At 69.2% G+C, this 12,798-nt stretch carries 12 protein-coding genes and 2 tRNA genes; 7 read left to right on the top strand and 7 right to left on the bottom strand.

Going from position 1 to position 12,798, the window contains the following annotated elements; genetic code table 11:
- The first annotated feature begins 3 nt into the window (after positions 1-3).
- The 4 genes from rnhA to CSC71_RS00055 are packed head-to-tail and all read left to right on the top strand — an operon-like array spanning position 4 to position 2,997.
- Complete coding sequence (gene rnhA, locus CSC71_RS00070) at positions 4-453, top strand: ribonuclease HI (protein ID WP_162372301.1); 450 nt, start codon at positions 4-6, stop codon at positions 451-453.
- The gene (locus CSC71_RS00065) at positions 450-974 is read left to right on the top strand and encodes a GNAT family N-acetyltransferase (RefSeq protein ID WP_162372300.1); all 525 of its coding nucleotides are present in this window, start codon (positions 450-452) and stop codon (positions 972-974) included. Before rnhA ends, CSC71_RS00065 begins: the two co-directional genes overlap by 4 nt.
- 2 nt (positions 975-976) lie before the next feature.
- Positions 977-1,690, top strand: coding sequence for a DNA polymerase III subunit epsilon (dnaQ, locus tag CSC71_RS00060; RefSeq protein WP_162372299.1), 714 nt, complete (start codon positions 977-979; stop codon positions 1,688-1,690).
- Positions 1,687-2,997, top strand: coding sequence for an amidohydrolase family protein (locus CSC71_RS00055; protein ID WP_162372298.1), 1,311 nt, complete (start codon positions 1,687-1,689; stop codon positions 2,995-2,997). Before dnaQ ends, CSC71_RS00055 begins: the two co-directional genes overlap by 4 nt.
- Positions 2,998-3,016: 19 nt before the next feature.
- Here the strand turns inward: CSC71_RS00055 and CSC71_RS00050 are convergent, their stop codons facing one another.
- Together CSC71_RS00050 and CSC71_RS00045 are read right to left on the bottom strand one after the other, a co-directional pair.
- The gene (locus tag CSC71_RS00050) at positions 3,017-3,721 is read right to left on the bottom strand and encodes a PP2C family protein-serine/threonine phosphatase (RefSeq protein WP_162372297.1); all 705 of its coding nucleotides are present in this window, start codon (positions 3,719-3,721) and stop codon (positions 3,017-3,019) included.
- A 158-nt stretch (positions 3,722-3,879) separates the two neighbouring features.
- Positions 3,880-4,548 (bottom strand): class I SAM-dependent methyltransferase, encoded by a 669-nt coding sequence (locus tag CSC71_RS00045; RefSeq protein WP_162372296.1) that lies wholly within the window; start codon positions 4,546-4,548, stop codon positions 3,880-3,882.
- A gap of 69 nt (positions 4,549-4,617) precedes the next feature.
- On the opposite strand from CSC71_RS00045, the gene gloB reads away from it, so the two are divergent.
- The 3 genes from gloB (at position 4,618) to CSC71_RS00030 (ending at position 7,380) form a co-directional block, all read left to right on the top strand.
- On the top strand, positions 4,618-5,397 hold the full coding sequence (gene gloB, locus CSC71_RS00040; protein WP_162372295.1) for a hydroxyacylglutathione hydrolase: 780 nt from the start codon (positions 4,618-4,620) through the stop codon (positions 5,395-5,397).
- A gap of 29 nt (positions 5,398-5,426) precedes the next feature.
- Positions 5,427-6,518 carry a LysM peptidoglycan-binding domain-containing protein gene (locus tag CSC71_RS00035; protein ID WP_162372474.1) on the top strand — a complete coding sequence of 364 codons (1,092 nt, stop codon included), beginning with the start codon at positions 5,427-5,429 and terminating at the stop codon, positions 6,516-6,518.
- Between the two features lie 64 nt (positions 6,519-6,582).
- Positions 6,583-7,380, top strand: coding sequence for an enoyl-ACP reductase FabI (locus tag CSC71_RS00030; protein ID WP_162372294.1), 798 nt, complete (start codon positions 6,583-6,585; stop codon positions 7,378-7,380).
- Between the two features lie 129 nt (positions 7,381-7,509).
- On the opposite strand, the gene CSC71_RS00025 is transcribed toward CSC71_RS00030, so the two are convergent.
- From CSC71_RS00025 to lon, 5 genes are all read right to left on the bottom strand, one after another.
- On the bottom strand, positions 7,510-9,501 hold the full coding sequence (locus CSC71_RS00025) for a SurA N-terminal domain-containing protein (protein ID WP_162372293.1): 1,992 nt from the start codon (positions 9,499-9,501) through the stop codon (positions 7,510-7,512).
- A gap of 132 nt (positions 9,502-9,633) precedes the next feature.
- Positions 9,634-9,710: transfer RNA gene (locus CSC71_RS00020), tRNA-Asp, on the bottom strand.
- A 27-nt stretch (positions 9,711-9,737) separates the two neighbouring features.
- Positions 9,738-9,812 (bottom strand) — tRNA-Val (locus tag CSC71_RS00015).
- A 43-nt stretch (positions 9,813-9,855) separates the two neighbouring features.
- Positions 9,856-10,128, bottom strand: a complete 273-nt coding sequence (locus tag CSC71_RS00010; protein ID WP_162372292.1) for an HU family DNA-binding protein — start codon at positions 10,126-10,128, stop codon at positions 9,856-9,858.
- A 225-nt stretch (positions 10,129-10,353) separates the two neighbouring features.
- A complete protein-coding gene (gene lon, locus CSC71_RS00005; RefSeq protein ID WP_162372473.1) occupies positions 10,354-12,795 on the bottom strand; it encodes an endopeptidase La in 2,442 nt (813 codons plus the stop codon).
- Positions 12,796-12,798 lie beyond the last annotated feature (3 nt).

Genomic DNA, 12,798 nt, shown 5'->3' with positions numbered 1-12,798 from the left:
CGGATGAAGCAGATCGAGATCCACACCGACGGCTCCTGCCTCGGCAATCCCGGCCCCGGCGGCTGGGCGGCGCTGTTGCGCTACAACGGCCGCGAGCGCGAACTGGTCGGCGGCGAGGCGCACACCACCAACAACCGCATGGAGCTGATGGCGGCGATCATGGCGCTGGAAACGCTGAAGGAACCGTGCGCCATCGCGCTGTACGCCGATTCGCAGTACGTGCGCCAGGGCATCACCGAATGGATGCCGAACTGGGTGCGTCGCAACTGGAAGACCGCCGGCGGCGACCCGGTCAAGAACCGCGACCTGTGGGAACGCCTGCATGCCGCGGTACAGAAGCACAGGATCGACTGGCATTGGGTCAAGGGCCACAACGGCGATCCGGACAACGAGCGCGTCGACGCGCTGGCGCGCGAACAGGCGACGAGGTTCCGCGACGCGGCCGCGGCATGAGCGTACCGGTCGTCGAAACCGCGCGCCTGCGGCTGTCCCGGCTATCCCCCGAGGCGGACGACGACGCGGACTTCGTCCTGCGCCAGCTCAACGACCCTGGCTTCATCCGCTTCATCGCCGATCGCGGCGTGCGCAGTCTGGACGATGCGCGCGCCTACATCCGCAACGGCCCCGCGACGAGTTACGCGCGGCATGGGCATGGCCTGTACCGGGTCTCGCTGAAGGACGGCACCCCCGTCGGCCTGTGCGGACTGCTGCGCCGCGAGGGGCTGGACGCGCCGGACCTGGGTTATTCGCTGCTCGGCGAATTCACCGGCCGCGGCTATGCCGCCGAAGCCGCGGCTGCGGTGCTGGCCGACGGCCGCGAGCGGCTCGGCCTCGCCCGCATCCTGGCCATCGTCGACCCGGACAACGCCGCCTCGATCCGGCTGTTGCGGAAACTGGGATTCGGGTCTGCGACAATGACCCGGCTGCACGGCATCGACCACGACGTGCAGTTGTTCGTCCTCGAAGCGGAATAGGAATGCGCCAGATCATCCTCGACACCGAAACCACCGGCCTGGAATGGAAGAAGGGCAACCGCGTGGTCGAGATCGGCTGCGTCGAGCTGCTGGAACGCCGCCCGACCGGGCGCACCTTCCACAAGTACATCAACCCGGAGCGCGACTTCGAACCGGGCGCGGCCGAGGTGACCGGCCTGAACCTGGCGATGCTGTCGGACAAGCCGTTGTTCGCCGGAATCGCCGACGAATTCCTCGCCTTCGTCGATGGCGCCGAACTGGTGATCCACAACGCCGAGTTCGACATCGGCTTCCTCGACTACGAGCTGTCGCGGCTCGGCCCGCACTACGGCCGGATGCGCGACCGCTGCACGGTCGAGGATTCGCTGCTGCTGGCGCGCCAGCGCTTCCCCGGACAGCGCAATTCGCTGGACGCGCTGTGCAAGCGCCTGGGCGTGGACAATTCCGGGCGCACCAAGCACGGCGCGCTGCTCGACGCCGAGCTGCTGTGCGAAGTCTACCTGCACCTGACCGCGGGCCAGGGCGAGATCGGCTTCGGCACGCCCGACGAACCGGCGGCGCAGGCGGTCGCGGCCACGCAGGAATTCGCCGCGTCCAGCCACGGCGAACGCCCGCGCGTGCAAGCTTCCGAGGAGGAACTGGCCGCGCACGAAGCGCGACTGGAGAAGCTGCGGAAGAAGGCGGGCAGCGCGCTGTGGGACGCTGCGACCGCATGAGCATGGCGCCGCGCATCGCCGTCGCGCTGCTCGGCCTGCTCGCAGGCGCGGCGACGGCGCACGCGCAACCGCCGAAGGACGACTGGCTGCTGCTGCCCGAGCGCGTCTGGACCGCCGACGGCGACGCGGCGCATGCCGGTTGGGCCGTGCTGGTCCACGATGGCGAAATCGCGGCAGTGGGCCCGCGCGACGCGATCCAGGCGCCCGCCGCCGCGAAACGCGTCGAATTGCCCGGCGCGACGCTGACGCCCGGCTTGATCGACCTGCATTCGCACCTGTTCCTGCACCCGTACGACGAAACCCGGTGGAACGACCAGGTGCTCACGGAGCCGCAGGACTATCGCACGCTGAAGGCGGCCGTGCATGCGCGCGATACCCTGCTCGCCGGCTTCACCGCGCTGCGCGATCTCGGCACCGAAGGCGCGGGCTACGCCGACGTTTCGGTCAAGCGCGCGATCGACGAGGGCGCGATCCCGGGCCCGCGCCTGTTCGTCGCTACCCGCGCCATCGTCGCCACCTCGAGTTACGGACCGGGGCCGCGCGGATTCCGCCCCGACCTCGAATTGCCCGGCGGCGCGCAGGAAGTCAGCGGCGTCGACGCGGCGATGGCCGCGGTGCGCGAACAGGCCGCGCGCGGCGCCGACTGGATCAAGCTGTACGGCGACTATCGCGTCGGGCCCGGCGGCGCGGTCGCGCCGACCTTCACCGCGGCGGAACTGAAGGCGCTGGTGGAAACCGCGCACCTGCTCGGCCGCCCGGTGTCGGTACACGCTGCCGGCGACGAAGGCGTACGCATGGCGGTCGAGGCCGGCGCGGACAGCATCGAACACGGTTACGGGACCAGCGCAGACACCTTCCGCCTGATGCAGCAGCGCGGCGTCGCCTACCTGCCCACGCTGACCGCGGTGGCCGCGACCGAGCAGTACTTCAACGACTACGTGCCGGGCCGCGATGCGCCGACGCCGCGCATGCGCGAGGCCGAACGCGCCCTCCGCGCCGCACTGCAGGCGGGCGTGACCGGCGGCAACGGCAGCGCCGTGGGCGGGTTCGCGCCTGGCGGGGACCGGCGCGAGCCGGCGGCGATGGTCGCCGCGGGGATGTCGCCGGCACAGGCCCTGCATGCCGCCACCGACGGCGCCGCGCGCATCCTGCGCCAGCAACGGAGTTTCGGGCGCATCGCACCGGGCCTGCGCGCGGACCTGGCCGCGTTCGCCGGCGATCCAAGCGCGCGGATCGGCGACCTGGCGCAACCGGTGTTCGTGATGAAGGACGGCGTGGTCTACCGCCAGCCCGCGCAGGAGCCGTAGCGGACGTTCCGGTTCCGCCTCAGTGGCAACGCACCAGGATCGCGGTGACGTTGTCCGAACCGCCGCCATCCAGCGCCGCGGCGATCAGCGTGTCCACGCACTCCTGCGCGCTGCAGTCGGTGTGTCCCAGCGTGCCGGCGATGCCGCGGTCGTCCACTTCCTCGGTCAGGCCGTCGCTGCACAACAGCAACTGCATGCCCGGCCGCAGTTCGCCGGTCATGGTCTCGACGTTGAGGTGGGTCGGATCGGTCACGCCCAGCGCCTGGGTGACCACGTTGCGGTGCGGATGCGACCGCGCCTGTTCGGCGGTCAGCACGCCCTGGCTGATCAGTTCCTGCACGTAGCTGTGGTCCTGGCTCAACTGGGCCAGGTTGCCGTCGCGCCACAGGTAGGCGCGGCTGTCGCCGACCCACGCCACTTCGAAGCGATCGCCCTGCACGCGCGCGGCGACCACCGTGGTGCCCATCGGCAGGCTGTCGTTGCGGCGGCGCGAGGTGCGGATGATCTCCTCGTCGGCGGTGCGGATGGCCTGCGCCAGCGGCGCGCCGTTGCGCACCTCGCGCACGATCGCCTCGCGCGCCAGTGCGCTGGCGACCTCGCCGCAGGCATGCCCGCCCATGCCGTCGGCGACCAGCCAGAGCCCCAGTTCGCTGTCGCCGTAGTAGGTGTCCTCGTTCAACTCGCGGCGCAAGCCGGTGTGAGTGAGGTGTCCGAATTCGATCATGTGTCCGTGGGCCTGGAAAACCGGATAGTCCCTGATCCGTCGAAACGGAATGTTCACAGCGAAACGGCCAGTGGGCAAGTACTGCCGCACGCCATTTTCAGTTCCCCTACATCGCGGTGAAAACGGTGCAAAAACATTGCTTCGGGAGGACGGGCGTTTCAGAACCCGACCGGCGCCGCATCGGTCCGCCAGGTCGCGGCGGCCTTGACCGGAGTCAGCGGAACCACGCGTTTTTCCGCACCCAGCACGTACGAAGCGCGCAGCCATGTCCCCATCGGCGAAGGCTCGGTGTTGCGGCTGCGCCATACCGGCCCCAGCCAGTCGGCTTCGGCGGCATCGACCTGCAGCCCGGCCCGGCGCAGGCGCTGCCGCCAGTCGGTCGGTGCATGCGCCGCGAGCCCGGCACCGCGCCAGCGCAGGCGATACGGGCTGTAGGGATTCAACGCGAACAGCCACAACCGCCCCCCCGGCTGGAGGACCCGCTCGACCTCCCCGAGCAGCCCGGGCAGGCCGGCATCATCCAGCGCATGCTGCACGACCACGCATCCGAAACACTCGTTGGGCAGCGGCAGCGGCAAATGGCAGCGGAAGGCGCCGGCCAGCCCGGGGCCGTCGCGATACAGCCGCAGGCCGCGCGGCGGCAACCCGGTGGCGGCGGCGTCCGTCCCCGGGCCCGCACCCGGCGCCAGCCACAGCCAGGGTTGCGGCGTGCGCGAAGCCAGCAACGCGGCCACCAGTTCACGCTCGGCGGTCAGCAGCGGCAACCCGCGGGCGCTGCCGAACCAGGCCATGGGATCCTGCGGGCGGCGGGAAGACAGCTCGGGCATCGCCGGATTGTAGGCCGGGCGCCGCCGCGGGTCGCTTGCGCTTCAGCCATGCCCGGCCATCATCGGCGCATGCACCTGCTCGCCCTGCCCGCCTTCGACGACAACTACATCTGGACCCTGGTCGGCGACGACGGCGCGGCCGTGGTCGTCGACCCCGGCGACGCCGACCCGGTGCTGGCCGCCGCCGGACAGGGCCTGAAGCCGGTCGGCGTGCTCGTCACCCACCACCATGGCGACCACTGCGGCGGCGTGCCGACCCTGCGCGAGCGCTGGCCGGAGCTGCCGGTCATCGCCCCGAACGACCCGCGCATCGCCGGGGCGACCGAACGGGTCGGCGATGGCGACCGCATCTCGCTGAATGGCTGGGATTTTTCGGTCATCGCGGTACCCGGGCACACGCTCAGCCACATCGCCTTCCACCGCACCGGCGGCGATGCCGCCGGCCAAGTGTTCTGCGGCGACACCCTGTTCAGCCTGGGCTGCGGCCGGCTGTTCGAAGGCACCCCGGCGCAGATGCTGGCCTCGCTGGAGCGCCTGGCTTCCCTGCCCGGGATCACGGAAGTGTGCTGCGGCCATGAGTACACTCGGGCCAACGCCGCGTTCGCCCGCGCCGTGGAACCGGACAACGCGGCCCTGCGCCGACGCAGCGAGGAGGTCGATGCCATGCGCGAGAACGGACGCCCCAGCCTGCCTTCGACCCTGTCGGTCGAACTGGCCTGCAATCCCTTCCTGCGCGTCGACATGCCGTCCGTACGCGCCGCCGTCGCCGCCCGCCTCGGCCGCGAACCGGCCGACCGCGTGGAAGCCTTCGCCGAATTGCGGCGCTGGAAAGACGGCTTCCGCGCATGAGGTACCGAATCCCGGCAGGGGGCGCCGCCATGCTGCTCGCGGCGATACTGACCGGTTGCGCGACGACGAAAAGCGCTGCGCCTTCGGCCGCGGCGCAATCGGTGCCGCCCGTCGCCGTACCGATGGAATCCCCGGGGACCGCGCCGGTCGCGGCAGCGGAAGAGGCCGCTTCCCGACCCGACGGGCCGCCGGTCGATCTCCCCGCCACGCCGGCCACGGCCGACGATGGCATCCAGACGGGCCGGGACGTCTACCTGGCCTTCCGCGAGGGCATGGCCACCCCGGAATGCAACGACACCGCCGGCAGCCGCTGGCGCAAGCATTTCCGCCAGGCACCGGCGCGGCTGCTGAAGGACGATGCCGCCCTGCTGCCGCTGTTCAGCCATGTCGTCGGGGAGTTCCGCAAAGCCGACCTGCCCACCGAATTCGCCCTGATCCCCTTCATCGAAAGCGGCTACAACCCCAGGGCGCGCAGCAAGGCCGGCCCAGCGGGCATGTGGCAATTCATCGCCCTGACCGCGCGCAACCACGGCATCACGGTGAACAAGCACCGCGACGGACGCATGTCGCCGATCGAATCCACCCGTGCCGCCGTCGCCCACCTGGGCGGGCTGTACCACGAATTCGGCGACGATTGGCGGCTGGCGATCATGGCCTACAACGCCGGCGAATTCCGGATCAAGGGCGCGATGCGCCGCGGCGGCATCAGCCTGGCCGAGGCCAAGGCCAGGCCCGCTGCCATCCCCGGGCTGTCGCCGATCACCTACGCCTACGTGCAGAAGCTGCATGCGCTGGCCTGCCTGTTCGAGGAAGCGGGCGAGGACGAAAGCTGGCTGGCCCGGCTCGACCACCCGGTACGCCCGCTGCAGGCAGCCGGCACGTCGCCTGCCCAACCCGCGGACGACGCCCCGGAACCGGTGGCACAGGCGGCAGAAGGCGCGGGACCGGCACCGAAATCCGTCCCGCGGACACACAAGGTCAAACGCGGCGATTCGCTGTGGAGCATCGCCCGCCGCTACGGCATGAGCGTTTCGGCGCTGCTGTCGCTCAACCGGCTCGAAGCCGGCAGCGTGCTGCGCCCCGGCATGGTGCTGCGCCTGGCCGGGGACACCATACGCTAGCGCAGGCGGTGGCCCGCCGCCGCATGGCAAAATGGCGCGTCATCCTCCATCCGACGGGAACACCATGGGTTTTCTGCAAGGCAAGCGTGCCCTGATCACCGGCATCGCCAGCGAACGTTCGATCGCCTCCGGCATCGCCGAGGCCATGCACCGCGAAGGCGCGGAACTGGCCTTCACCTACCAGAACGACAAGCTGAAGTCGCGCGTCGAAAAGGCCGCCGAGGAATACGGCAGCAAGATCGTGATCCCGCTGGACGTGACCGACGACGCGCAGATCGCGGCCTGCTTCGAGGAACTCGGCAAGCACTGGAGCGACGGCTTCGACATCGTCGTCCACGCCATCGCCTTCGCCCCGCGCGAGGCGATCACCGGCCAGTTCCTCGATGGCCTGACCCGCGAGAACTTCGCCCTCGCCCACGACATTTCCGCCTACTCGCTGGCCGCGCTGGCCAAGGCCGCGCGCCCGGCGATGCAGGGCCGCAACGGCGCGATCCTGACCCTGAGCTACCTCGGCGCCGAACGCGCGCTGCAGAACTACAACGTGATGGGCGTGGCCAAGGCCAGCCTGGAGGCGACAGTGCGCTACCTGGCGCTGAACCTCGGCCCGGAAGGCATCCGCGTCAACGCGGTCTCGGCCGGCCCGATCAAGACCCTCGCGGCTGCCGGCATCGGCGGCTTCCGCAAGATCCTCGGCCACGTCGAGCAGTACGCGCCGCTGCGCCGCACGGTGACCATCGAAGACGTCGGCAACGTCGGCGCGTTCCTGTGTTCCGACCTCGCCGCCGGCGTCACCGGCGAAGTGACCTACGTCGACTCGGGCTACAACATCCTCGGCATGACCGGGCTCGACGTCGGCGAATGAGCTGAGCTGCGCCACCGGCATCGGATGGCGCGGCCTGCGCCGGACACGGGATACGCTCCGACAGTTGGCCAGCAAGGAAAAAGCCCGGCGATGTCGGGCTTTTTCATGCGACGGGGGACCGCGGGACGCTTACAGCCGGTCCTCGTGCACCGTCACCTTGTACTGCCGGCGCGTCGCCTCGACGAACGACTGCGCCGAGCCGGCACTGCGCACCTGCAGCAACTGCTGCTTCAACTGCTCGCGCTGCTCCGGCGTGACCTTGGCCAGGTCGCCGTCGGTGACCTTGGTCACGGCGAACACCGCATAGCCGTTGCCCAGCTTCAGCTTGCCCACCGACGGCTTCCCGTCGGCCGGGCGCTGCGCGGCGAAGATCTCCTCGTTGGCTTCGCGCGACGGCACCGGCATCCCGCGCGGCAAGCCGGGCACCTCGTTGAACTGCAGCTTCTCGGCGACGGCGACGTCCTTCAGCGACTCGCCCTTCCGCAGCCGCGCCAGCAGCGCGTCGGCCGCCTTCTCCGCCGCCTTCGACTGGCGATCGGCACGGACCGCCGCGATCACCGCGTCGCGCACCTGCGCCAGCGGGCGCGCCTGCTCCGGCGTATGCCCGGTCACGCGGATCACCACGCTGTGCGAGGGCGAGATCTCGATCGGGTCGCTGACCGTGCCGTCCTCGATCAGCTGTTCGGAGAAGGCCGCGCGCAGTACCGCCGGATTGGCGAGGATGCCCGGCGCGCCGGCGCGCGAGAACGGGCCGGCCGTCTGCACCGCCAGTCCCACCGCCGCCGCGGCCGGCGCCAACGCGGTCGGGTTCTTCAGCGTTTCGTCGGTCAGCTTGCCGGCCAGTTCGTTGTAGGCGCGGTCGCGTTCGGCATCGACCGCTTCGCGCGCCAGGTCGGCGCGCACTTCCTCGAAGCCCTTGCCCTGGCTCGGCTTGACCTCGCGGACCAGGATCACGTGCCAGCCGAATTCCGACTTGACCGGATCGCTTACCGTGCCGGCCTGCGATGCGAACACCGCGTCCTCGAACGGCTTGACCATCGCGCCGTTGCGTTCGATCCAGCCCAGGTCGCCCCCGGCATCCTTCGAGCCGGTGTCGTCGGAATTGGCCTTGGCCAATGCGGCGAACCGCTCTTCAACGGAACCGGCCCCCGGCTGGCGCGCCTGCGCGGCCAGCGACCTGGCCTTGTCCTCGGCGGCCTTCTGCGCCGCCGCGTCCGCGCCAGCCGGCAGCGCAACCAGGATGTGCGAAACCAGGCGCTGCTCCGGGCTCATGAAACGCGCCTTCTCCTGCTCGTAGCGCTTGCGCAACGCGGCCTCGTCGACCGCGGCGCCGGCCTGCAGTTGCGCGCCGTCCACGTCGACGTATTCCAGCGCGACCGTTTCCGGCTGCCGGTAATCGGCCGGATGCGCCTCGTACCACGCCTTGATCTCGGCCTCGCCGACCTCGGCGGTGTCGGCCTCGGGCGGCGGCATCGCGGCCAGGGTGACGTCGCGGATTTCGCCCAGCAACCTGATCAGGCGATCCATTTCCTTGCCGGTGGCGAAATCCGACTCGCCGATGCCCAGCGGCAGCACCGCCATGCGCAGGCGCTCGCGCTCCTTTTCCTGGAACTGCAGCGGCGACATCGCCGGCACCTGCGAGGCGAGCAGCGTGGTATAGCGCGCGGGATCGAACTTGCCGTCGACCTGGAACGCCGGTTCCTCGGCGATCGACTTCTGCACCGCCGCGTCGCCGACGGTCACGCCGGCGCGGCGCGCGGCCAGCAGCATCACCTTCTGGTCGATCAGCTGTTCCAGCACCCGGCGCTTGTTGTCGGCGCTCTCGAATTCGCGCGGATCGAAGTTGTCGCCCAGCGCCTGGCGCTGCTGCTGGCGCGCGCGCTCGAATTCCGCACGGAATTCCTCGGGGCCGATAGTCTCGTCCTGCCACAGCAGCGACAGCGGCCACCACGACGGCGCCGAGGCCCACCAGGTCGGCGGCGCCTGCACCTTGGCCACGGCGGTGTCGTTGCCGCCGGTCATGTATTCGTTCACGCCGACGAACGCGAACGGGATGATCAGCAAACCGAGCACGACGGTGGCGATCCAGCCGGAGGTCTTGTCGCGGAGATTCTGCAGCATTGGGCGTCTGGCCTGTTTCTCGAGCCGCCCAGTTTAACCCGCTTCGGCGGCGCGCGAACGGGAACCGGCCGCCGGCACGCCGAAAGGGCCCGGAAAAGAAGAAAGCCCGCGTTTCCGCGGGCTTTCCGTAGATGGCGGAGCGGACGGGACTCGAACCCGCGACCTCCGGCGTGACAGGCCAGCATTCTAACCAGCTGAACTACCGCTCCATTGAAACTGAAACTTCCCGGCCGAAGTGGTGGGTGCTGAGGGTTTCGAACCCCCGACCCTCTCCTTGTAAGGGAGACGCTCTACCGCTGAGCTAAGCACCCGGGTGCTTGCCGCGGAAGCCGCGTCCCCGGCCAGCCGAGTCGGCTAGTTTACGGCATCCTTCAGCGCTTTGCCAGCCTTGAACACCGGATTTTTCGAGGCGGCGATGGTGATGTTCTCGCCGGTCTTGGGATTGCGGCCGGTACGGGCGGCGCGCGCGCGCACCTGGAAGGTGCCGAAGCCGACCAGGGTCACGCTGTCGCCGTTCTTCAGCGCGCCGGTCACGCTGGCGACGACCGCATCGACGGCACGGCCGGCATCGGCCTTGCTCAGGCCCGCGGCCTCGGCGACGGCATCGATCAATTCGTTTTTGTTCATCTATGACTCCCTATGGCGGCGATCGCCGCGGAATGAGTGATCGGATCGCTGCGTTGCAGCCAATCTCATCCGATTCGCTTGCGCGCAACGCTTCGTGTCCGGTGCGTTCGCGAGCGAAGATTTATACCAGCGCCCAGCCTGCCCGCGCAAGCGAAAAAACCGCGCATTTGCGCGGTTTTTTCGCCATTTCCGGCCATTTCCGGGAACGCTCGCCGTAACGCATTTTCAATGCTTGACATCGGTCTGCGACGCGGGTTTGGTCCCTTCGCGCACCGCCGACCGTTCGCCGTCGGCGGAAGCCAGCGGCGCCAGCGGGCGTTCCAGCGCGAGGTCGAGCACTTCGTCGATCCAGCGCACCGGCACGATCTTCATGCCCTTGGTGACGTTTTCCGGAATATCCGCCAGGTCCTTGCGGTTCTCCTCCGGGATGATCACCGTGGTGATGCCGCCGCGCATCGCCGCCAGCAGCTTCTCCTTGAGCCCGCCGATCGCGGACACGCGGCCGCGCAGGGTGATTTCGCCGGTCATCGCCACTTCCTTGCGCACCGGCACCTTGGTCAGCGCGGAAACCAGCGCGGTGACCATCGCGATGCCGGCGCTGGGGCCGTCCTTCGGCGTCGCGCCGTCGGGCACGTGCACGTGCACGTCGTGCTTCTGCAGGAATTCGACGTCGATGCCGAGCTGCGCGGTGCGCGAACGCACCACCGACAGCGCGGCGGTCGCCGATTCCTTCATCACGTCGCCGAGCTGGCCGGTCAGGGTCACGCTGCCCTTGCCCGGCACCAGCGCGACTTCGATCTGCAGCAGGTCGCCGCCGACTTCGGTCCAGGCCAGGCCGGTGACCAGGCCGACTTCGTTCTGCTCCTCGGCGCGGCCGTAGTCGAAGCGGCGCACGCCCTGGTACTTGTCGAGGTTCTTCGAATCGACCACGACCGCCGACGACTTGCCCTTCTTCTTCGCCGCCTTCTTCGGGCCGGCCAGCGCGATCTCCTTGACCACCTTGCGGCAGATCTTGGCGATCTCGCGCTCGAGGTTGCGCACGCCGGACTCGCGCGTGTAGTAGCGCACGATGTCGCGCACCGCGCTCTCGTCGATCTCCAGTTCCTCCGGCTTCAGGCCGTTGGCCTTCAGCTGCTTCGGGATCAGGTAACGCTGCGCGATGTTGAGCTTCTCGTCCTCGGTGTAGCCGGGGATGCGGATCACCTCCATGCGGTCGAGCAGCGGGCCGGGGATGTTCAGCGAGTTGGAGGTGGCGACGAACATCACCTCGCTAAGGTCGAGGTCGACCTCGAGGTAGTGGTCGTTGAACGCGTGGTTCTGCTCGGGATCGAGCACTTCCAGCAACGCCGACGACGGGTCGCCGCGGAAGTCCATCGACATCTTGTCGATCTCGTCGAGCACGAACAGCGGGTTCCTGGTGCCGACCTTGTTGAGGTTCTGCACGATGCGGCCCGGCATCGAGCCGACGTAGGTGCGGCGATGCCCGCGGATCTCGGCCTCGTCGCGCACGCCGCCCAGCGACATGCGCACGAACTTGCGGTTCGTCGCCTTCGCGATGGTCTGGCCCAGGGAGGTCTTGCCCACTCCCGGCGGTCCGACCAGGCACAGAATCGGGCCCTTCATCTGCTTCACCCGCGACTGCACCGCGAGGTACTCGAGGATGCGCTCCTTGACCTTCTCCAGGCCGTAGTGGTCGGCGTCGAGCAGTTCCTGCGCGGCCTTCAGGTCCTTGCGCACCTTGGTGCGCTTCTTCCACGGCACGCCCAGCAGCCAGTCGAGGTAGTTGCGCACGACGGTGGCCTCGGCCGACATCGGCGACATCTGCTTCAGCTTGTTGAGCTCGTTCTTCGCCTTGGTTTCCACCGGCTTGGGCATGCCCGCCTCGGCGATCTTGCGCGCCAGGTCTTCCAGCTCGTTCGGCGCCTCGTCGAGTTCGCCGAGCTCCTTCTGGATCGCCTTCATCTGCTCGTTGAGGTAGTACTCGCGCTGGCTTTTCTCCATCTGCGACTTCACCCGGCCGCGGATGCGCTTCTCCAGCTGCTGCACGTCGATTTCGCCGTCGACGAAACCCACCAGCAGTTCCAGCCGCTCGCCGACCTCGAGGGTCTCGAGCAGGCGCTGCTTGTCGGCCAGGCGCACGCCGAGGTGCGCGGCGATGGTGTCGGCCAGGCGGCTGGGTTCGTCGATGCCGCTCAGCGTCTGCAGCAGTTCCGGCGGCAGCTTGCGGTTGGTCTTGACGTACTGCTCGAACAGGCCCATCAGCGAGCGCGCCACCGCCTCGATCTCGCGCGGCTCGCGGGCGAAATCGGATTCGATCACCTCGCCCTGCCCGTACAGCGAGCCGTCGCGTTCGGCGACGCCGGAAACCTTCCCCCGCGCGGTGCCCTCGACCAGTACCTTGATGGTGCCGTCGGGCAGCTTCAGCAGCTGCAGCACCTGGGCCAGCGTGCCGATCTCGTACAGGTCGGCGGCGGCCGGATCGGCGGTTTCGGCGGATTTCTGCGCCAGCAGCAGGATGCGCTTGTCGGCGGCCATCGCCTGTTCCAGCGCGCGCATCGATTTGTCGCGGCCGACGAACAACGGGATGACCATGTGCGGGAAAACGACCACGTCGCGCAGCGGCAGCACCGGCAGATCGAGGGTCTCAGTGGCGGGGATACGGGGCATGGG

Origin of the sequence: Pseudoxanthomonas sangjuensis (assembly GCF_010211755.1) — a bacterium.
GTDB classification, from domain to species: Bacteria; Pseudomonadota; Gammaproteobacteria; order Xanthomonadales; family Xanthomonadaceae; genus Pseudoxanthomonas_A; species Pseudoxanthomonas_A sangjuensis.
Note: the sequence above shows the minus strand (reverse complement) of the source record. Positions and strands in the feature narration are given on the sequence as shown.

Excerpts from the sequence above, each read along its gene's own strand:
- rnhA (WP_162372301.1), top strand. The coding sequence starts at position 4 with ATGAAGCAGATCGAGATCCACACCGACGGCTCCTGCCTCGGCAATCCC.
- CSC71_RS00065 (WP_162372300.1), top strand. The coding sequence starts at position 450 with ATGAGCGTACCGGTCGTCGAAACCGCGCGCCTGCGGCTGTCCCGGCTA.
- dnaQ (WP_162372299.1), top strand. The coding sequence starts at position 977 with ATGCGCCAGATCATCCTCGACACCGAAACCACCGGCCTGGAATGGAAG.
- CSC71_RS00055 (WP_162372298.1), top strand. The coding sequence starts at position 1,687 with ATGAGCATGGCGCCGCGCATCGCCGTCGCGCTGCTCGGCCTGCTCGCA.
- CSC71_RS00050 (WP_162372297.1), bottom strand. The coding sequence starts at position 3,721 with ATGATCGAATTCGGACACCTCACTCACACCGGCTTGCGCCGCGAGTTG.
- CSC71_RS00045 (WP_162372296.1), bottom strand. The coding sequence starts at position 4,548 with ATGCCCGAGCTGTCTTCCCGCCGCCCGCAGGATCCCATGGCCTGGTTC.
- gloB (WP_162372295.1), top strand. The coding sequence starts at position 4,618 with ATGCACCTGCTCGCCCTGCCCGCCTTCGACGACAACTACATCTGGACC.
- CSC71_RS00035 (WP_162372474.1), top strand. The coding sequence starts at position 5,427 with ATGCTGCTCGCGGCGATACTGACCGGTTGCGCGACGACGAAAAGCGCT.
- CSC71_RS00030 (WP_162372294.1), top strand. The coding sequence starts at position 6,583 with ATGGGTTTTCTGCAAGGCAAGCGTGCCCTGATCACCGGCATCGCCAGC.
- CSC71_RS00025 (WP_162372293.1), bottom strand. The coding sequence starts at position 9,501 with ATGCTGCAGAATCTCCGCGACAAGACCTCCGGCTGGATCGCCACCGTC.
- CSC71_RS00010 (WP_162372292.1), bottom strand. The coding sequence starts at position 10,128 with ATGAACAAAAACGAATTGATCGATGCCGTCGCCGAGGCCGCGGGCCTG.
- lon (WP_162372473.1), bottom strand. The coding sequence starts at position 12,795 with ATGCCCCGTATCCCCGCCACTGAGACCCTCGATCTGCCGGTGCTGCCG.